Origin of the sequence: Acinetobacter faecalis, from assembly GCF_034187745.1 — a bacterium.
GTDB lineage: Bacteria > Pseudomonadota > Gammaproteobacteria > Pseudomonadales > Moraxellaceae > Acinetobacter > Acinetobacter faecalis.
In genome coordinates this window covers 164,475-183,507 of sequence record NZ_JAXHPF010000001.1, presented here as the reverse complement: position 1 = coordinate 183,507, position 19,033 = coordinate 164,475, and the positions used below count along the sequence as shown (strand labels likewise).

Here is a 19,033-nt window from a genome sequence, read left to right as displayed (position 1 = left end):
CAGTTAAAACCTATTAGCGAGTAGACCATTTGCCCGATTGAACATCTAAAACAAGATTATTTACGGCTTCACGTATCGCTAAATCGAGCACTTTACCGTTTAAAGTAGAATCGTAAGATGCGTTTGAGCCAAAGCCTAAAATTTCACGTTCACTTAACGCATATTGGCCTGCACCTTGTACAGAATGAATAATTTCAGCAGTGCGTACATCCACCACATTTAAGTTCACTTTTGCATAGGCAATTTGTGTTTTTCCACGACCTAAAATACCAAATAACTGATGATCACCAACTTCTTTACGACCAAATTCAGAAACATCACCTGTTAATACATAGCGTGCGCCTTTAATGGCTTGGTTAGATTTTGAATAACCTGCTTCTTGTTGTAATTCAGATAAATTGTCGCGGTTTAAAACAGAGAAATAACCTGTTTGCTGTAAATGTGTTTCTAAAATTGTTTTTGCTTGACCACCTAAACGGTCAACATTGTCTGAAAAAATACCGCGCATATAACTTGAACGGTTGTCGAATTTACCAATAGAAACAGGTGTTTTAACGCCCGTATAACGTGCAGCAGTAGTTGCCGATGTTACCTGCGGTGCTTGAATTGTTTTTGAAGTTTCAACCGTTGAACATGCTGTAAGAGATAGACAACCTAAAGCGGTTAAAAGTAATGTTTTTTGAATCATCTTATTTGTCCTTTAAGGCTACAATTTTTGCGTAGTTTAAAGGACAAACTTTTTTATATTGTTTATTTTGTGTACTAAGTCACAATTTTACTTCATACCAAAAATCAGCTTTATACCTAAAATTGTCATGACTCCACCTGCAATACGGTCAAATATTTTCTTAAATTTTAAATAGACTTTACGTGGTTTTTCTGCCGAAAGTGCCATAGCAACAAGCGAATACCAACCTGCGTCAATAAAGAAGCAAAGAATAGGTAAAACAAAATAGTAATATGTTGGAATTTCTTTTGGTAACAATGCAGTAAATACACTGGCTAAAATAATTGCAATTTTAGGATTACTTAATTGAACCACTAAACCCGATCTATACGCTTGTGAAAATGACATTCTTGTAGCAGGATCATTATTCATACTAATAGGTTCTTTCGCATGGCGAATAATTTTATAAGCAAGCCAAAGCAAATATATACCACCACATATTTTTAAAATTAAATATGCAGATGGCACAGCCAATAAAATAGCTTGTAAACCTAATACAGCCAATAAACCAAATAATGCTGCACCCGTACCTGTACCTAAAGCCGTGAATAAACCATGTTTACGTGAAACAGCAATTGAATTTTTTGCGACATAAATAAATGCAGGACCAGGACTCACCGCACCTAACACTAAGGCAAAAGCAATCGAGCATAGAATTAAGAATGATTCCACAAAACACCTTGGAAATATGTGCAAAAAATTTGTGCAAGTTTACGCTTTCACGTAGAAATTTGCTTTAAAAATTTAATAAGTGCATAAGGTTATTTCTGCTTTTCTTGTGTATTTTCTAACTTATCAACTTTATAGTCTTTGTCATGTGCAGGAACACCACCAATAATCATGGTTCGTGATTCTATTTTGTGCTGCTGTGCCGTTTGTTGCGTATCACAAGCCACAATATTCAATAAGCCAAATGTTATTAAAACTAGGGTTGTATATTTCATATCAAATCCCTCTTCCTTATTCTCACTTTTAGCATAGCATTTGCGCTTAAAATTTAAACATTTTATTTTTATATTGAAGTTCTTTAAAACAAATAGATTCCTCTAGCATTTTATTTATCGTTAAAATTAGCCTTATATACATTAAAATATTTAAAATTTATGTTTGATAAAATTGCCGAAAATATCCCTGAACAACACATTTCAATGCACGGCGTTTCTATAACTATTAAACGTTTAGATTTAGTTCATCCTGCAATTTCAGGCAATAAATTCTTTAAGCTCAAATACAACTTTATAGAAGCAAAAAACTTAGGCTATTCAGGTGTATTAACCTTTGGCGGTGCATTTTCAAATCACATTGCTGCAACTGCATTTGCAGCACACCAGTTTGATTTTAAAAGTGTTGGAATTATTCGTGGTGAAGAACTCGCAAATAAATCTTTAAATCATACGTTAAAGACCGCACAAGAATTTGGCATGCAACTAAAATTCATTTCTCGTGAACAATATCGCTTAAAAGATTCATCTGAATTTTTAGCTAACTTAAAACAACAATATCCGAATTATTATATTATTCCTGAAGGTGGAACCAATGATCTTGCGATTCAAGGCTGCAAGGAAATTTTAACTGAACCGAACAAACACAACTTTGACTTAATTTGCTGTGCTGTAGGAACAGGCGGTACGATTACAGGCATTATTGAAGCGAGTTCAGAGCATCAAAAAATACTTGGATTTTCTGCGTTAAAAGGCAATTTTTTAACACAAGAAGTTCAAACAAAAACTCAAAAGAATAATTGGCAAATTACCGATGAATTTTGTTGTGGTGGTTATGCCAAAACCACACCTGAACTTTTAGCGTTTATGCAAAATTTTGAAACAGAATTTGGTATTGAATTGGAACAGGTTTATACCGCAAAAATGTTGTTTGGACTTTCCCAAATGATTCAACAAAAGCGTATTGAGCCATCTACAAGAATTTTGGCAATTCATACAGGTGGCTTACAAGGTCGGCTTAAATCAGAATAAGTCTGAAAGTCAGCGTAAAATTGTCTATAATGCCCTGCTTTTATCTCCTGTGAGTTTGTCATGTCTACAAATCAGTATGATGTCTTAGTTTTAGGTGCAGGTGCATCTGGTTTAATGACAGCTTATATGGCGGCTCAACGTGGGCGTAAAGTTGTGGTGGTTGAAAAAGCCAATAAAGTAGGTAAAAAAATTTTAATGTCTGGTGGCGGTAAATGTAACTTTACTAATCTATATGTAGAGCCATCTAACTTCATTTCTCATAATCCACATTTTGTTATTTCTGCTTTATCTCGATATACCAATTGGGATTTTATTGGCATGGTTTGCGAATATGGTATTGAGTATGAAGAACGCAAACATGGGCAATTATTCACCCAAAATGGTGCAAAAGAAATTTTGTCTATGCTCTTGGCAGAATGTGACAAAACAGGTTTAGTCGATATAAAAACAAACTGTGAAGTGAAAGCTGTAAATGCAATAGATGATCAAGGTTTTCAGGTTGCAACCAATATTGGTTATTTCCAAGCAGAATCTGTTGTGGTTGCTTCTGGTGGATTATCTATTCCAACTTTAGGCGGTTCTGCAATTGGTTATGAAATTGCTAAACAATTTGGTCACCATGTTTACCCTACTCGTGCAGGACTTGTTCCATTTACTTTCACAGATGGATTTAAAGAAGTGACCACTCGCCTGAGTGGTAATGCGGTAGAAGCAACACTTTCAAATGACTTAAATAGCTTTACAGAAGCTTTACTATTCACGCATCGTGGTTTAAGCGGTCCAAGTTCACTACAACTTTCTAATTATTGGGATGCAGGTCAAAGCTTCAAAATTGACTTTTTACCTTCTGTAGATTTAAAAGATTTCTTCAAAGCAAAAAAACAAAGTCAGCCAAAAGTTTTATTACGTACTTTGCTTTCTGAATACTTCCCAAAAAGTGTAGTTGCAGAATTACAGCAACTTATTTGGGCGGAACAAGCAGAAATATCTATTGCAAATATTAGTGATGAAAAACTCGAGCACATTGCTTCACGTTTACATGCATTTGAAGTTAAACCATCAGGAACTGAAGGTTATAGAACAGCAGAAGTCACTTTAGGTGGTGTAGATACAACCGAAGTTTCATCGAAAACAATGGAAAGTAAAAAACAAAAAGGCTTGTATTTTGTAGGTGAAATTTTAGATGTGACAGGACATTTAGGTGGTTTTAACTTCCAATGGGCATGGTCTTCTGCGCATGCCGCATCGGAATATGTTTAAGTAAAAGTTATTCTAAATAGTCTGTTTTAAATAAAGAAGTTTTACTCTCTTGTACACGTTCAATTGTGCGATCCATTTTCTCTACCGCTTTTGCAATATGTAAAGGCGGCATTGAAGTATTTAAAGTTTTCATTACTGTATTCATCATTTTTAAAATCCCCATTTTAAAATTCCTTATTATGTCAAAATTTATATATTCAATAAAAATACTACATAAACATTAAGATTTTATTAAATTGCTATAATTTACAATAAACAAAATATACCAATATTTTAATTATCTTGATGTTACTCTGAATCTTTAGGTGTAGTGTCATGCTTTGCTTTCGGCTTATTTTTTGCAAAAACAAACTTATATGCACTAACAAGAAGCCCGGCTGTTAAGCCAGCGATCACTAAAGGTGCAACATTTTTACTGTTTTTTTTGTTTGTCATATTCACTCCTTGAATATTTAAAATATTAATTTTTACATCAACTTCTTACTTCTATTTTTTACTTTTTGTACGATATTTAGACTGCCATAGTTTTTATCTATTTTACAATTTTTATTTGATAAATTTTGTACACAAAGCTTCTAGAATTTTTAGTTAAACTAGATATGTGCCTGTTACCTTTAAATTTGAGCTATACTGTGCGCCCAATTTATGCACTTTAAGAGTTATATGGCGTATCGTCAGCAAAGTGTAACGCTTGATCTAGACACTGACGTCACACATCAATGTTCATTGCACTACACTCGTGACCAACACTTAATTGGTATTATCGAGTTTAATAAACCATCTTATATTCTAAAATGGGGCGATTTGGAATATTTCCGTCGTCGTACAGAAGAGCTTTCTGTTATGCCATTTCCAGAATGTATTAATGCAATGGTCATCGACATTCGAAATATTGTGGCATTTCTAGATAACGAAGTCCCTATTATTCCATGGCGCTTGCTTGAAGAAGAATGTCCTATTCGTCTTGTTGTTCCACATGACCGTTTGGAACATTACATGGGAATTTTTGAGCCAACATGGTTAACATCAGATGTTGAAACAGCAATTCAAGAACTCCGTGAGTTTATGGATATGTTTGTTCACTAATGTATATTAAATAAAAAAACCTCCAATTCGGAGGTTTTTTTGTTTCCATAACTCCTCCCTTTCTTAAAGGGAGGTTGGGAGGGATTCGATTCTGAATAATATAGCCAATAGAATCCACCCCAAACCCCTCCTTTTAAAAAGGAGGGGCTTCAAAACTATTACCAATAATTCTCAACGGCAATATTCCCTTCACCACGACGGTTCATGGTCAATCCGCGCGCTTTTAACGCTTCTTTGGTGTCTTCAACCATTTCAGGATTACCACACAGCATAATATGCGTTGTTTCAGGATTAAACTCTAAACCAACTGCCTTTTCTAATTCGCCATTTTCAATAAGTATAGGTAAACGATCATGTAAAGGCGCTTCTGGGTCACGCGTAATAATTGGTGTGAACCTAAAACCTGTATGCCCTTCACCAAATGTTTCAGCAATTTCTTGAATACGATCTGCATAAGCAAGTTCTGAAGCTGTACGTACGCTATAAACCAAATTAATATTTTTATAATTTTTCCATGTTTCAAAATCTTGAAGCATTGAAATAAATGGTGCTAAACCCGTACCTGTACCTAATAACCATAAGTCTTGTGGCAATGGTAATTGATAACGTGCAAGGGTTAAGTATCCATAAGGAATCTTTTCTAAATAAAGCTCATCGCCTACTTTTAAGTGCTGTAAGTTCGATGTAAATGCGCCATCTGGTACGACAATAGAAAAAAACTCTAATGTTTCATCAAATGGTGAAGAAACCACTGAATATGCACGTACAACAAGCTCATCTCCCACTTTTAAACCAATACGAGCAAATTGACCTGCTGTAAATTTAAAGTGCGATGGACGTGTCATGGTGAAACTAAAGAGTGTATTGGTCCAACGATGTACAGATAAAACTTTTTCTAGACTAAATTTTTCAAATGACATGATTTGTACGTGGCATGAAAGACTGCGCTCATGTTAGCATGGCATTATAATTTGTGAATAACTTTAAATGTTAAGGCTCAACCCATGCGCATGACATTACGCCAATTGGCTGTTTTTGTAGCAGTCGCTCAGGAAGGTACAGTCACTAAAGCTAGTGATGCAGTAAAGCTCACTCAAAGTGCTGCAAGTATGGCTTTAGCAGACCTAGAAGATGGCTTAGGTGCTCCTCTGTTTGACCGCTTAGGTAAACGACTGCAACTTAATGACTTAGGTCGTTTTTTGCTTCCCCAAGCCCTCGAAATTTTAGGTCGATGTGATGCTTTTGAACAAGCAGCGAAAGGCGAGCTTCAAAGTATCGATTTAAGACTGGGTGCAACACTGACTATTAGTGATTATTTGATGCCTGATCTTATGGCGAATTTCTTAAAAGTTCAGCCCCAAGCTCACCTACAACTTCAAGTAGGCAATACGCGTCAAATGATTGAAGCTGTTAATCAATTCCAGCTTGATTTAGCGCTCATTGAAGGCTCATGTCATTTACCTCAACTGCAATGTATTCATTGGCGTGATGATGAATTAGCTGTATGTTGCTCACCAGATCATCCTTTAGCAAAATTAAATCGTGCATTAACGATTAATGATTTTAAAGATGTGCAATGGATTTTACGTGAGGAAGGTTCAGGTACACGTGAAGTATTCGACAATGCCATTTTAAAAGACCTACCCGATGCAAACATTCGTTTAACCTTAGGCCATAACGAGGCAATTTTAAAAATTGTTGCAGGCGGTTTGGGAATGTCTTGTATTTCTAAACTTGCAATTGAGCCTTTACTTGAAAAAGAGCAGCTTGTTATTTTAGAAACACCATTTTGGCAATTGGCTCGACCATTATACATGCTCGTCCATCGTCAAAAATACCAAGGCCCTGGTCTAAAAGCATTTATGAAATATTGCGACGAATAATCTAAAAAATTAAATAAAAAAGTGCCTTCATGGCACTTTTTTATTATCTAATAAATAACTAAAACTGAAAAATTCATAGACTATCGCCCAAACTGTCTTTCACACGGCACACCGTCATTATTGCCATCCATTTTCACATTTGGACAGTGTCTTAAAAAGTATACGGCTTCTTCATAAGAACGCATCTGTGAACAATGTGTTCGACCATCACAACTAAATGACTGATTCTTTTCTACAGCCTTTTGCCTTTCTATATAAACAGATTGAACTCTGCGCTCTTCTTTTTCAGGTAATGGAACAACATCTGGTAAATGACTTAAACCTTCTTTTATTTTTTCTGTTGCTTGTAGCTGCTCTTCTTTCAACTGTTCAACTTTAGTTTGTTGATTAAGCTGATAAGTTTGATATTTTTCGTAAACTTTGTAACCCAATACAACAATAATAACTAAACCAATTATAGTAATGATTTTCCCTAAATAGCCTTTAGATTCTCTAGGCTCTCTAGATTTATATTGATGATATTCTTCATGCATCACATCAATAGCATCTAATTCTGAATCGCTATAATCTGCACGCACAATATAAACAGCTTTGCGTTTACCAAATTCTTCCGCAATACGAAATTTTAATGATTCACCAATTTGTGGCTCAACTTGTCTATTTGGAAAATCTTTAATATGAAAAAATAAATCTCTATCATCATTTTCTATTTCAATAAAACCAAATCCTCTATCTTGATGGTAACTCTTAACTTTCCCCTCAGAAAACATAAATATCCCCTATTTTTATAGTTTATTATTCTAATAAAAAAAGAGGCATATCGCCTCTTTTAAAATTCATTATTTTATAAATTTACTTAAATAACATCAGTATTATTTACGGAAGTTTGATAATAGCGATGTTGTAATCGACTTATTATGTGTTGCGATCTTTGTTTTTTTCGCTTTTGCAGACTTATCTTCAACACGTGCAATTTTTACAGCTTTAAATTTATCGCCATTTTCAACAGCAATAAATTGTACACGCTCGTTACGCTTAGGTTCGCCTTCGGCAGCAGGAAAATCTGAAATATGGAAAAAGATATCTCCTTCAGCCGTACCAATAAAGCCGAAACCTTTAGCAGAATCGTACTGTTTAATTTTACCCTGATGAACTTCATCTTTCATATTCATTACCCTATTCTTAAAACCAATCTATGCATTATATAAAAAAGAGGCTGTAGAAGCCCCTTTTTTAATTCATCTTAAAATTAATCTTTTTGTACAGAACCAAAGATTTTGTCGCCTGCATCACCAAGACCAGGAACAATATAACCTTGTTCGTTTAAGCCATCATCAATTGAAGCTGTAAACATTACTACATCTGGATGTGCTTCTTCTACGCGCTTAATACCTTCTGGTGCCGCAACAAGAACCATAACACGAATATCTTTACAGCCACTTGCTTTCAATACATCAATTGCTGCTACTAAAGATGAACCTGTTGCAAGCATTGGATCAATGATCATTGCAATACGGTTTTCTACATCTGGTACTAATTTTTTATAATAGGTACGAGCTTCTAAAGTTTTTTCATCACGCTCTAAACCAAGTACTGAAACTTTTGCACTTGGAATTAGGTTTAAGAAACCATCTAACATGCCAATACCTGCACGTAAAATTGGCACAACTGTAATTTTTTTACCCGCAATACGCTGAGTTGTCACTGGACCAGCCCAACCATCAATTTCATGATTGCACATTGGTAAATCTTTAGTCGCTTCATAAGTAAGTAACATTGTTACTTCTTGAGCAAGCTCACGGAAGTTTTTAGTACTAATTTCAGCACGACGAAGTAAACCAAGTTTATGTCGAATTAATGGATGTTGAATTTCATGGATAGCCACGGGAGAACACCTAAAAGGGTAAATAAATTTTCACCATTATAAATGTATTTTGCCTTTTGAAAAAATAAAAAAGCCCCCAATTTGGAGGCTTTTTTAAATTACGTCGATCTTTTATCTAAATTAACGTGAACTCATCATCATATGTAGCGGAGATAAAATTTCAGATTGTACAGCTAAGCTAATAATTGGATCTGGATAAATACCAATCACCAATACAGCTAGAGCAGCTAACAACACCATAATACCGCCCACTTTTTGACCCCAATGATCTACAGCATCAATACGTGGGTTTTCTGGTGGTGTCATGTACATTACGATAATTACACGTAAGTAGTAATACAAGCCAATACCTGAACCTAACACAATCATTGCAGCAAGGAACCAATGTTGAGCTGTAACAGCAGCCATTACAATAAGGAACTTACCAATGAAGCCTGCTGTTAATGGAATACCAGCAAGTGATAGCATCATTACTGTTAATACAGCAGTTAATACTGGACGACGCCAGAATAAACCACGGTACTCAGCAAGACTCTCTGCTTCATCTGAATTGTTATATGGGCTAGACATAAGCGCTACAACACCAAATGCACCAATTGTAGTAATTACATACGTAATCACGTAAACAGATACATTACCAAGGCTTGCAAACGTTAAGCTAATTAAACCAATTAACAAGTAACCAAAATGAGCAATTGAAGAGTAAGCTAAAATACGTTTTAAGTTCACTTGACGAACTGCAAGTAAGTTACCTACAACAATAGATAACACAGCAATAACAGTTAAAATTGTTACTACAGATTGAACTGCAATTGCACCTGAAGAAAGTAAATAACGTACAAACAAACCAATTGTTGCAACTTTCGCAGCTGTTGCCAAGAAAGTTACGATTGGCGCTGGAGCACCGGCATAAACGTCTGGTGTCCATTTATGGAATGGCGCAAGAGACAATTTAAATGCTACAGCAAAAATAATGAATGCCATACCAATCAACACAAGCGGTTGATTTAGGTTTTGCAACAATGCTTGAACAGAATCATAGAATGATAATGAACCTGTGTACGCATAAATATATGCCATACCCATTAATAGCATTGCAGAAGCTGTTGCTGAAAGTACAAGATACTTCACACCTGCTTCTAAAGATTTAGAACGCTGATGCGTATATGCCAATAAGCCATATACAGGAATCGACATTAACTCAAGGCTAATGAAGAAAGAAGCATAATGAGAACTTGCAACCATTAACATTGCACCCGTTACCGAGCCCAACATTAAAATATACAATTCTTCGCGGTTGTCTTTATATGACTCAATATAAGCATGAGACAAAGTACAACAAGCAAGTGCTGCAATTAAAATTAACAACTGATAAAGCATTGTAAATGGATCAACCATAAACATGCCCATCACGTTTGATGGCGTAAATGAGCCACCAAACATTGTGATTAAAATTAAACCAACAGCAAGGTTTAAACCAACCACTGAAGCTGTTGCAATTAAATTATGATTACGTTTAATTGCAGTGAGAATCATCACGACGATCATAGTCAACGCTACGATCATCACAGGAGCCAATGGCATAAGCTCAGAAAATGACATTGTGAAGTTCATGACTTATTGGATCCCCACATTTTCAGGTTGAATAGCTGCTTGTTGAACAACTTCAACGACTTCTTGAACTGGGATGTAGCTATGAGCCAACCACGCCATGCTTGAATTAGAAATATCAAGGAATGATTGTGGGTAGATACCAAGCCATACAAGACCAAGAGCACATACTAGAAGAATAACAACTTCACGCGCATTTAAGTCTTTTAACGGACTTGCATAATGTTGTTTTTGTTCTTCATTTGGCGTACCAAATAATGTTTTGTGAATCAGGATTAAACCGTAAAGACCTGCAAACACTAAACTTACAGCAGCAATAATTGTGAATACTGGGAACTTAGCGAATGAACCCATAAGAATCAGGAATTCACCAATAAAGTTACCTAAACCAGGAATACCCACAAGTGCAGCAACGAAGAACATTAAGAAGAATGGTAAATATTGGAATTGACCACGAATACCGCCCATAAGACGTAAATCACGTGTATGTAAACGCTCGTACACTTGACCACACATAATGAACAATGCAGCAGATGATAAGCCATGCGCTAACATCATGATCATTAAGCCTTGGAACGTAAGGACATTACCTGCATAAATTGCAAGTAATACGAAGCCCATGTGCGAAATAGATGTGTACGCAAGTAAGCGTTTCATATCTGTTTGCTGGAATGCACACCAAGCACCGTAGAAAATACCAATTAAACCTAGAATAATTGCAATATCTGCAAATTGTGCAGAAGCCGCTGGGAAGAATGGAATTACGAAACGTAATAAACCATAAGCAGCAGTCTTAATTAAGATACCTGCAAGATCGACAGAACCCGCTGTAGGTGCTTGAGCATGCGCATCTGGTAACCAACCGTGTAATGGGAAAACAGGAAGTTTTACCGCAAAACCGATAAATAAACAGATCATGAAGCCATAAGCAAATGCAGGATACGTCGCTTCTAATTGGTGAGCAGCCATTAATAAATCATTATAAGCAAAGCTAATTTGACCTGTAACAGCCATCGCATTAAAGATCACAAGACCTAAAATACCAATAAGCATGATTAGACCAGCGACTTGCGTATAAATGAAGAATTTAGTTGCAGCATAAACGCGTGACTTACCATCTGCTCCTGAATGACCCCAAAGTGCGATCAAGAAGTAGATAGGTACAAGCATCATCTCCCAGAAGAAGAAGAACAAGAACAAGTCAATTGCTAAGAATACGCCAATTACACCACCTAAAGACCATAAAAGGTTTAAGTGGAAGAAGCCAACATTCTTCTGAATTTCACCCCATGAACAGCCAACTGCAAGTACACCCAGTAATGCAGTTAAACCAACCATAAGAAGTGATAAACCATCCACAGCTAAGTGAATGTTAATGCCTAAAGATTTAATCCATTCAAGATGGAATTCTGCTGCCCAAACTGGTGTTGACTGTAAAGAATAGTCATAACCACCCTGAGCCCAAAGCACAACGGTAAGCACTAATGTAACAAGCATACCAATAAGTGCGATGTAACGCGGTAAGTGTTGGTCAACCTTGTCGACTAACCAACATGCAAAACCTGCAATGAACGGTACAAGGATCAGTGCGGGTAAAATCCAATTGTTTGTGATTTCCATCTTATTTCCCCACAACCTGAGTCACGATCAAAATCATCAATAACACAATAATGCCCAAAGCCATGCTTGATGCATATTCGCGTAACGAACCAGTTTGACGTGAACTTGTAAAGCTATGACCACCTTTAACAATAGCTGGTAGCATTAACCACAAACCATCAATTGGATCACGACCTAAAATCTTCGCAAGAAGTAAGTATGGTTTTACAAATACGATGTCATACAACGCATCAAAACCAAGTGCATTACGACAGATATTTACAAGACCAGCACCGAAGCAAGTGTTTGCAAATGCTTGAACTGCTTTGTATGCAAAAGCAAATAAGATTACACCAACCACAAGACCTGTTAATGCAACTGCAATAGCGACATATTCAGCACCATGTGCGCCAGCCTCTAAAGCTTCTGGAATAATAAATGCTGGAATGCGAGCTGCATCAAGAATGCTCATTACAGGCGCTTTCAATACAATTGCAGCACCAGTAGAAAGTACAGCAAGAATTGATAAAGGCAACCAATAAGTCACGCCTTTAATTTCGTGATATGCAGTTTTTTCTTCACCAAAGAATACAACCCAAATTAAACGGAATGTATAAATTGAAGTTAAGAAAGCACCTGCTACACCTGCCCAATATAGGCAGTTATAAAGTGGAATACCTGCAATATGACTTTGTGTCCAAACTGCAGCTAAAATTGCATCTTTCGAGAAGAAACCAATCGTTAAGAATGGAATCGCTGCCAATGCACCGCCACCAATCGCGAAGCAAGCGAATAAGAATTTATTACGCTTGAACAAACCACCCATTTTGAAGATGTTTTGTTCGTGATGGTAAGCAAGAATCACCGCACCTGAAGACAAGAATAATAATGCCTTAAAGAATGCGTGAGTAAGCATGTGGAATAAACCTGCTTGGTACGCTTCAGCACCAACAGCCATAAACATATAACCTAACTGGCTCATTGTTGAGTAAGCCAAAATACGTTTGATGTCTGTTTGAACCAATGCTGCAAAGCCAGCTACAAGTAATGTCACAGCACCTGTTACAGAAATGAATAACATCACTTCTGGCGCAAGTTCAAATACTGAGAACATACGGCAGCATAAGTAAACACCCGCTGTAACCATTGTTGCTGCGTGAATTAATGCAGAAACTGGTGTAGGACCAGCCATCGCATCTGCCAACCATGTTTGCAATGGAATTTGAGCAGATTTACCAGCAGCACCTAAGAACAACATTAACGCTGTCCAAATGGTAATAGATGAACTTTGTGTCATTACATTTGCTGCATTTTCTACGATGTATTGCGTATTTAACGTACCAAATTGTTGATATAACAAGAACAGTGCGATAAGTAAGAATACGTCACCAACACGCGTAACAGTGAATGCTTTAATTGCAGCAAAACCGTTTGCAGGTGTTTGGTAGTAGTAACCAATAAGCAAGTATGAGCAAAGACCCACGCCTTCCCAACCTAAGAATAACAATGCTAAGTTGTCGCCTAATACTAGAAGCAACATGCTTGTTACGAATAAGTTGAAATAAGAGAAGAAACGCGCAAAGTCTTCTTCACCACGCATGTACCATGATGCAAAGATGTGAATTAAGAAACCCACACCTGTAATCATGCCCATCATTAATAATGATAGACCATCTAAATGTAAGCTAAAGCCTGGTGCTAAACCTGCAACATTGAACCAAGTCCAAAGATGTTGAGTTGTTGCAACCGATCCATTATTTACAAAATCGATGCCTGCAATAAGTGCAAATAAAGCTGAAAGTCCAACAGAACCCACACCAATAATTGCAGCTACATTTTCAGGAAGCTTGTTGCGTCCTGCCGCTAAAAGGATAAAACCAATGAGCGGAAATAATACTGTTAGATATAAATAACTCATCCGCGCATCTCACTAGCAGCATCCACATCCAAATGATGGAAGCGATGGTAAAACTGAAGCACGATCGCAAGGCCGATACACGCCTCTGCCGCAGCAAGCGTTAAGATCAAGATGAACATGATTTGACCATCTGGTTGTGCCCATGCACTACCTGCCAATACAAACGCTAAAGCAGCAGCGTTCATCATGATTTCAAGGCTCATTAAAATAAATAATAGGTTGCGTCGAACCATTACACCGTAAAAACCAAGTGCAAAAAGAATGGTCGCAACGATCAAACCGTGTTCTAAAGGAATGTGACCCATTATTCTTTTTCCTCTTCAGCACTTGGTTCACGTTTACCGATATGAAATGCTGCAACAAGTGCTGCTAGCAATAACATTGCGGCAACTTCAACCAACAATAAGTAGTGAGTAAAGAGCGCTTGACCAACTTCTTTAGGACCAACAATTTCTTGTCCCATAAGTGCAACACTTTGTGTGTAGTCAGATCCAAGCATCCAAACAAGTAATAAGCCCATTAAGAAGCTCATTAATGCAGGATATGCCCATGCAGATGATGTTAACCATTTGCTTTCTTGTTCAACTGTATCTTGACCAAGGTTAAGCATCATCACAACGAACACGAATAACACCATGATCGCGCCAGCATAAACAATAATTTCAAGCGCACCAGCAAATGGTGCACCAACGATCATGAACATACCTGCAACAGCAAGTAATGACACGATCAAGCTTAATAAAGCGTGTACAGGGTTCGTGTTTGTTACAACACGAACTGTAGAGACAATGGCCACAAGTGCCATCAAATAAAATGGCCACATCATGGTAATAGACTCCGTACATCAACTGGCGCACTTTCACGTTGCGCTTGACCTTTATCTTTACCGTTTACAGCCATACCCGTTACGCGGTAGAAGTTATAGTCAGGATATTTACCAGGACCTGAAATAAGTAAGTTTTCTTTCTCATATACAAGGTCTTGACGCACATACTCACCTAATTCGAAATCAGGTGTCATTTGAATTGCAGTCGTTGGACATGCTTCTTCACACATACCGCAGAAAATACAACGTGAGAAGTTGATACGGAAAAACTCTGGGTACCAACGACCATCTTCTTTTTCTGCTTTTTGTAGTGAAATACAACCTACTGGGCAAGCAACCGCACATAAGTTACAAGCAACACAACGCTCTTCACCATCTGGGTCGCGTGTTAACACAATACGACCACGGAAACGTGGTGGCACGATATCTTCAGCTTTCACTTCCGGATATAAAATGGTGTCACGTTTACGTGTCACATGGCTAAACACCATAAATAACGAACGAACGATTGACCCAAATCCAGCTAGAAACTTAAACATTTTATTCTCCCTGCTGTCTTAGGCCTGATTCATCAGAATCATAGCACCAGTAACCAAAAGGTTTACCAATGCCAATGGCAAGCAAATTTTCCAACCAAAATTCATTACTTGGTCATAACGTGGACGCATTAATGAACCACGTGCCAATACAAACATCATTACAAAGAATGCTGTTTTAATGATGAACCAGAATGCAGCTGGAATGAATGGAATATCTAAGTTGAATGGCGCTAACCAACCACCAAAGAACAAAGTTACGATAAGTGCTGAAATAAGTACCACGTTTACATATTCTGCAACGAAGAACATACCCCATTTCATACCACCGTACTCTACATGGTAACCTTCTGCCAATTCTTGTTCAGCTTCTGGTTGGTCAAATGGATGACGGTGAGTTACCGCAACACCCGCAACCACAAAGATTAAGAAACCTAAGAATTGTGGAATCACAAACCAAACATCACGTTGTGCTTCTACAATTTCACGCATGTTGAATGAGCCTGCAATTGCAACCACACCCATGAGTGAAATACCCAAGAACACTTCGTAAGAAATAGTTTGAGCCGCAGAACGTAAACCACCCAGTAACGCATATTTGTTATTTGATGACCAACCACCGAAAAGTACTGCGTAAACTGCAATACCTGCCATTGCCATAAAAAACAATAAGCCAATGCTCATGTCTGCAACACCTAAATAAGGTGATACAGGAATAACCATGAACGATAGCACCGCAGTTGCCATCGCAACTGCTGGAGCCATACGGAAAGTTAATTTGTCTACGAATTTTGGAGTCCAGTCTTCTTTGAACATGATTTTAAGCATGTCGGCAACAATCTGGAACATACCACCCGGACCTACACGATTCGGACCATAACGGTCTTGCCATAAGCCCAGTAAACGACGCTCAATAAAAGACATCAAAGCTGCAATCAATACCACAACAAGTAAGATTACAATCGCTTGCAGAACTGAATAGGCGATTGGCCAGTTTTCAGCCCAAATCGGCGTTTGACGGATTAATTCTTGTTCCATGAATTACGCTCCTACCGCGACTGAAACAGGCTCTGCAAGAGATACCGTTGGTGCTAGACCAATTGGGTAACCAATATAACCTGTTGGTAAGTATTCAATCACTTGAACAGGAAGAACAATTGAAGTGTCCCCTGCTTTAACAGTAATTGTTTGACCATCTTGGACATTTAAGCGTGCTGCATCTTGCTCACCTACTGCAAATACTGCATCAGGAATACGCGATTCCATTGCAGGTGTTTTCACAGTAAATTCACCAGAACCAAAGATATGATGCATAGGTACAAGGCGGAAGCTTTCGGCATTCACAAGCACAGGTGCTGGAGCTACGAAAGTACGCACAGGACGTTTAGCTAAACGATCAAATAAACGAACACCTGAATCACCACCTTTTAATGAACCACCCACTTTATCTTGGAATTTGTTCCAAGCTTGCGGAGAGTTCCAACCTGCAGACCATGCAAATGGTACAAGCGGAGACGGAGTTTGATTACCTACATAACCTTCCATAGAGAATGTTAATGCAGAATCTCTATCCGTAGGTTGTTTAGGCTCATGAATAGACAATGGCGCACGCATAGATGTACGACCAGAGTAACGACGTGGTTCACGCGCAACTTTAAGACCATGTACACGGAAACCAGCATCTGGAGCTACATCTTGAATTGCTTCTAAAGCAGGTACGTTTTTCGTAACCGTTTCAATGACATCATCAAGAACAGTCCAAGAAATCGCTTTGCCTTTCACGCCTGTTTCTAAAGCGTGTAACCAGCGCCAAGATTCTTTGATTGCAAGTTCAGGTTTGTAGTAGCTTGGGTCATACACTTGGTAGAAACGTTGTGCACGGCCTTCTTGCGATACCACAGTACCATCACCTTCAGCGAAGCTTGCAGCAGAAAGAACAACAGATGCTTTCTTCACAGTTGCTGTTTCAGCATGATCAAGCACAATAACATCTTTCGCTTTCGCTAAAGCTGCATCCACTTGTTTTGCTGGTAAACGACGGTAAAGGTCATTTTCTACAACAATAATTGCATCGTAATCTTGTGCAAATGCTTGCTCTAGGCTGTTACCACCTAAAATTGCTAAGCCCATTGAGTTCACTTCAGGAACAGTCAATGTAAGACCTGCATTACCAAGATTCTGTGCAACTTGTGCAGCAGCTTCCATAATTGCAGCGTCTTGTAAGCTTGTACCAGAGATAATCAATGGCTTTTTCGCAGCTTTTAATGTGTCAGCGATGGTTTGAGCAAATGCTTTTGCATCTTCATCAAGACCAAGAATCGCTTCGCCTTTAACGCCAGCAGCCACAGCAAAGCCTAAACGCGCGATATCGTTAGGAGAAGCAACAACTTCACCCGTTGCAACATCCGCTAAGCGTGTTTGCGTTGCAGCAAGAATGTAAATTGGAGATTTTTCATCTTGACCAATACGTTGAACAGGTTCTGCCAACCATTCTTGAGTGCGACGTTCTGCAGCCATTTCTTTTGCTTTATTTTTCGCAGCTTGGCGAACAGATAAAGCCATACGTGGCGCAGTTTGAGTTAAATCTTCACCCAAAATCAACACAGCATCATAGCTTTCAATTTCACGCATATTCGGGTTGTATACACCCTCTGTTTGCATAATTGAAGCTGCTAATTCAACAAGACTTTGCTCTTTTTGAGACATACCTGTTGAATAGTTTTCTTGACCCACTAATTCACGAAGCGCGAAGTTAGATTCAAGAGATGCACGTGGTGAACCAATACCCAATACTTTTTTACCTTGGATATTTTCAATAACTGTATCAAGTGCTTTGTCTACAGAAACTGTAGTTACGTTGTCACCTGTACGGAATTGTGGTTGACGAGGACGATCAGCGTTATTCACATAACCTGTACCGAAACGACCTTTATCGCATAGGAAGTATTGGTTTACTTCGCCGTTGAAACGGTTTTCTACACGACGTAATTCGCCATAACGCTCACCCGGAGAAATGTTACAACCTGAAGAACAGCCTTGGCATACGCTTGGCGCATACTGCATGTCCCATTTACGGTTATAGCGTTCAGAATGAGTTTTATCTGTGAACACACCTGTTGGACATACTTCAGTCAAGTTACCAGAGAATTCAGATTCTAAAGTACCTGATTCCGGACGACCAAAGTAAACACGTGATGCACTTGCATACACGCCAAAGTCTGTACCACCGGCATAATCTTTGTAGTAACGAACACAACGGTAACATGCGATACAACGGTTCATTTCATGAGAAATAAACGAGCCTAGCTCTTGGTTGTAATGCGTACGTTTTGTGAAACGGTAACGACGACGATCATGCTGTGTCATCACAGTCATATCTTGTAAATGACAATGACCACCTTCTTCACATACTGGACAGTCGTGTGGGTGGTTTGTCATTAAAAATTCAACAATAGAAGCACGGAAATCTTTTGCTTCTTTGTCTTCAATCGAAATATAGGTATTGTCAGACGCAGGCGTCATACATGACATAACCAAGCGACCACGTGTATCTTCCGGGTTCGCATATTGGGTCACAGCACATTGACGGCAAGAACCGACAGAACCTAAGGATGGATGCCAACAAAAGTATGGAATATCAATACCCAAAGACAAACATGCTTGTAGCAAGTTCTCTGAACCATCGACTTCATACGATTTGCCATCGACATGAATTGTAGCCATAGTCGA

Annotated in this window: 21 protein-coding genes; 4 read left to right on the top strand and 17 right to left on the bottom strand. The window is 38.1% G+C overall.

Going from position 1 to position 19,033, the window contains the following annotated elements:
• Positions 1 to 13: 13 nt before the first annotated feature.
• From SKM54_RS00925 to SKM54_RS00915, 3 genes are all read right to left on the bottom strand, one after another.
• Positions 14 to 688 carry a CsgG/HfaB family protein gene (locus SKM54_RS00925; protein ID WP_407061290.1) on the bottom strand — a complete coding sequence of 225 codons (675 nt, stop codon included), beginning with the start codon at positions 686 to 688 and terminating at the stop codon, positions 14 to 16.
• Positions 689 to 775: 87 nt separating this feature from the next.
• Complete coding sequence (locus SKM54_RS00920) at positions 776 to 1,399, bottom strand: LysE family translocator (protein WP_248101617.1); 624 nt, start codon at positions 1,397 to 1,399, stop codon at positions 776 to 778.
• Between the two features lie 89 nt (positions 1,400 to 1,488).
• On the bottom strand, positions 1,489 to 1,671 hold the full coding sequence (locus SKM54_RS00915) for an NF038215 family lipoprotein (RefSeq protein WP_321090942.1): 183 nt from the start codon (positions 1,669 to 1,671) through the stop codon (positions 1,489 to 1,491).
• 159 nt (positions 1,672 to 1,830) lie between these two features.
• Between SKM54_RS00915 and SKM54_RS00910 the strand changes: the two genes are divergently transcribed.
• A complete protein-coding gene (locus tag SKM54_RS00910; protein ID WP_321093649.1) occupies positions 1,831 to 2,700 on the top strand; it encodes a 1-aminocyclopropane-1-carboxylate deaminase/D-cysteine desulfhydrase in 870 nt (289 codons plus the stop codon).
• 60 nt (positions 2,701 to 2,760) lie between these two features.
• Complete coding sequence (locus SKM54_RS00905; protein ID WP_321093647.1) at positions 2,761 to 3,960, top strand: BaiN/RdsA family NAD(P)/FAD-dependent oxidoreductase; 1,200 nt, start codon at positions 2,761 to 2,763, stop codon at positions 3,958 to 3,960.
• 7 nt (positions 3,961 to 3,967) lie between these two features.
• On the opposite strand, the gene SKM54_RS00900 is transcribed toward SKM54_RS00905, so the two are convergent.
• Together SKM54_RS00900 and SKM54_RS00895 are read right to left on the bottom strand one after the other, a co-directional pair.
• A complete protein-coding gene (locus SKM54_RS00900; protein WP_154772534.1) occupies positions 3,968 to 4,108 on the bottom strand; it encodes a hypothetical protein in 141 nt (46 codons plus the stop codon).
• 140 nt (positions 4,109 to 4,248) lie between these two features.
• Complete coding sequence (locus SKM54_RS00895; RefSeq protein WP_321090945.1) at positions 4,249 to 4,395, bottom strand: hypothetical protein; 147 nt, start codon at positions 4,393 to 4,395, stop codon at positions 4,249 to 4,251.
• Between the two features lie 228 nt (positions 4,396 to 4,623).
• On the opposite strand from SKM54_RS00895, the gene SKM54_RS00890 reads away from it, so the two are divergent.
• Positions 4,624 to 5,046: a hypothetical protein gene (locus SKM54_RS00890; RefSeq protein ID WP_154772533.1), complete on the top strand. Its 423-nt coding sequence runs from the start codon at positions 4,624 to 4,626 to the stop codon at positions 5,044 to 5,046.
• A gap of 158 nt (positions 5,047 to 5,204) precedes the next feature.
• Here the strand turns inward: SKM54_RS00890 and SKM54_RS00885 are convergent, their stop codons facing one another.
• Positions 5,205 to 5,966: a ferredoxin--NADP reductase gene (locus SKM54_RS00885; RefSeq protein ID WP_321090947.1), complete on the bottom strand. Its 762-nt coding sequence runs from the start codon at positions 5,964 to 5,966 to the stop codon at positions 5,205 to 5,207.
• 84 nt (positions 5,967 to 6,050) lie between these two features.
• On the opposite strand from SKM54_RS00885, the gene gigC reads away from it, so the two are divergent.
• The gene (gigC, locus tag SKM54_RS00880; RefSeq protein WP_248101631.1) at positions 6,051 to 6,929 is read left to right on the top strand and encodes a LysR family transcriptional regulator; all 879 of its coding nucleotides are present in this window, start codon (positions 6,051 to 6,053) and stop codon (positions 6,927 to 6,929) included.
• 80 nt (positions 6,930 to 7,009) lie between these two features.
• On the opposite strand, the gene SKM54_RS00875 is transcribed toward gigC, so the two are convergent.
• From SKM54_RS00875 to nuoG, 11 genes are all read right to left on the bottom strand, one after another.
• Positions 7,010 to 7,699, bottom strand: coding sequence for a cold shock domain-containing protein (locus tag SKM54_RS00875; protein WP_321093645.1), 690 nt, complete (start codon positions 7,697 to 7,699; stop codon positions 7,010 to 7,012).
• Between the two features lie 102 nt (positions 7,700 to 7,801).
• Entirely contained in the window at positions 7,802 to 8,095 is a 294-nt protein-coding gene (locus SKM54_RS00870) for a cold shock domain-containing protein (RefSeq protein WP_154772529.1), read from the bottom strand.
• 83 nt (positions 8,096 to 8,178) lie between these two features.
• Positions 8,179 to 8,814, bottom strand: coding sequence for a uracil phosphoribosyltransferase (upp, locus tag SKM54_RS00865; protein ID WP_171501248.1), 636 nt, complete (start codon positions 8,812 to 8,814; stop codon positions 8,179 to 8,181).
• A 120-nt stretch (positions 8,815 to 8,934) separates the two neighbouring features.
• Positions 8,935 to 10,428, bottom strand: coding sequence for an NADH-quinone oxidoreductase subunit NuoN (gene nuoN, locus SKM54_RS00860; protein ID WP_154772528.1), 1,494 nt, complete (start codon positions 10,426 to 10,428; stop codon positions 8,935 to 8,937).
• Between the two features lie 3 nt (positions 10,429 to 10,431).
• A complete protein-coding gene (gene nuoM / locus SKM54_RS00855; protein WP_248101753.1) occupies positions 10,432 to 12,039 on the bottom strand; it encodes an NADH-quinone oxidoreductase subunit M in 1,608 nt (535 codons plus the stop codon).
• A 7-nt stretch (positions 12,040 to 12,046) separates the two neighbouring features.
• Positions 12,047 to 13,942, bottom strand: a complete 1,896-nt coding sequence (gene nuoL / locus SKM54_RS00850) for an NADH-quinone oxidoreductase subunit L (RefSeq protein WP_154772526.1) — start codon at positions 13,940 to 13,942, stop codon at positions 12,047 to 12,049.
• Positions 13,939 to 14,247, bottom strand: coding sequence for an NADH-quinone oxidoreductase subunit NuoK (nuoK, locus tag SKM54_RS00845; RefSeq protein ID WP_154772525.1), 309 nt, complete (start codon positions 14,245 to 14,247; stop codon positions 13,939 to 13,941). Before nuoK ends, nuoL begins: the two co-directional genes overlap by 4 nt.
• Entirely contained in the window at positions 14,247 to 14,765 is a 519-nt protein-coding gene (nuoJ, locus tag SKM54_RS00840; RefSeq protein ID WP_248101755.1) for an NADH-quinone oxidoreductase subunit J, read from the bottom strand. Before nuoJ ends, nuoK begins: the two co-directional genes overlap by 1 nt.
• Positions 14,765 to 15,307, bottom strand: a complete 543-nt coding sequence (gene nuoI, locus SKM54_RS00835; RefSeq protein WP_154772523.1) for an NADH-quinone oxidoreductase subunit NuoI — start codon at positions 15,305 to 15,307, stop codon at positions 14,765 to 14,767. The genes nuoJ and nuoI overlap by 1 nt, the downstream gene beginning before the upstream one ends.
• Positions 15,308 to 15,325: 18 nt before the next feature.
• Positions 15,326 to 16,342 carry an NADH-quinone oxidoreductase subunit NuoH gene (nuoH, locus tag SKM54_RS00830; protein ID WP_321087753.1) on the bottom strand — a complete coding sequence of 339 codons (1,017 nt, stop codon included), beginning with the start codon at positions 16,340 to 16,342 and terminating at the stop codon, positions 15,326 to 15,328.
• A 3-nt stretch (positions 16,343 to 16,345) separates the two neighbouring features.
• Complete coding sequence (nuoG, locus tag SKM54_RS00825; RefSeq protein WP_321093644.1) at positions 16,346 to 19,027, bottom strand: NADH-quinone oxidoreductase subunit NuoG; 2,682 nt, start codon at positions 19,025 to 19,027, stop codon at positions 16,346 to 16,348.
• Positions 19,028 to 19,033 lie beyond the last annotated feature (6 nt).

Excerpts from the sequence above, each read along its gene's own strand:
- nuoI (WP_154772523.1), bottom strand. The coding sequence starts at position 15,307 with ATGTTTAAGTTTCTAGCTGGATTTGGGTCAATCGTTCGTTCGTTATTT.
- SKM54_RS00925 (WP_407061290.1), bottom strand. The coding sequence starts at position 688 with ATGATTCAAAAAACATTACTTTTAACCGCTTTAGGTTGTCTATCTCTT.
- nuoH (WP_321087753.1), bottom strand. The coding sequence starts at position 16,342 with ATGGAACAAGAATTAATCCGTCAAACGCCGATTTGGGCTGAAAACTGG.
- nuoL (WP_154772526.1), bottom strand. The coding sequence starts at position 13,942 with ATGAGTTATTTATATCTAACAGTATTATTTCCGCTCATTGGTTTTATC.
- nuoN (WP_154772528.1), bottom strand. The coding sequence starts at position 10,428 with ATGAACTTCACAATGTCATTTTCTGAGCTTATGCCATTGGCTCCTGTG.
- SKM54_RS00885 (WP_321090947.1), bottom strand. The coding sequence starts at position 5,966 with ATGTCATTTGAAAAATTTAGTCTAGAAAAAGTTTTATCTGTACATCGT.
- nuoJ (WP_248101755.1), bottom strand. The coding sequence starts at position 14,765 with ATGTGGCCATTTTATTTGATGGCACTTGTGGCCATTGTCTCTACAGTT.
- SKM54_RS00910 (WP_321093649.1), top strand. The coding sequence starts at position 1,831 with ATGTTTGATAAAATTGCCGAAAATATCCCTGAACAACACATTTCAATG.
- nuoK (WP_154772525.1), bottom strand. The coding sequence starts at position 14,247 with ATGGGTCACATTCCTTTAGAACACGGTTTGATCGTTGCGACCATTCTT.
- SKM54_RS00900 (WP_154772534.1), bottom strand. The coding sequence starts at position 4,108 with ATGATGAATACAGTAATGAAAACTTTAAATACTTCAATGCCGCCTTTA.
- gigC (WP_248101631.1), top strand. The coding sequence starts at position 6,051 with ATGCGCATGACATTACGCCAATTGGCTGTTTTTGTAGCAGTCGCTCAG.
- nuoG (WP_321093644.1), bottom strand. The coding sequence starts at position 19,027 with ATGGCTACAATTCATGTCGATGGCAAATCGTATGAAGTCGATGGTTCA.
- SKM54_RS00870 (WP_154772529.1), bottom strand. The coding sequence starts at position 8,095 with ATGAAAGATGAAGTTCATCAGGGTAAAATTAAACAGTACGATTCTGCT.
- SKM54_RS00895 (WP_321090945.1), bottom strand. The coding sequence starts at position 4,395 with ATGACAAACAAAAAAAACAGTAAAAATGTTGCACCTTTAGTGATCGCT.
- SKM54_RS00890 (WP_154772533.1), top strand. The coding sequence starts at position 4,624 with ATGGCGTATCGTCAGCAAAGTGTAACGCTTGATCTAGACACTGACGTC.
- SKM54_RS00875 (WP_321093645.1), bottom strand. The coding sequence starts at position 7,699 with ATGTTTTCTGAGGGGAAAGTTAAGAGTTACCATCAAGATAGAGGATTT.
- SKM54_RS00905 (WP_321093647.1), top strand. The coding sequence starts at position 2,761 with ATGTCTACAAATCAGTATGATGTCTTAGTTTTAGGTGCAGGTGCATCT.
- SKM54_RS00915 (WP_321090942.1), bottom strand. The coding sequence starts at position 1,671 with ATGAAATATACAACCCTAGTTTTAATAACATTTGGCTTATTGAATATT.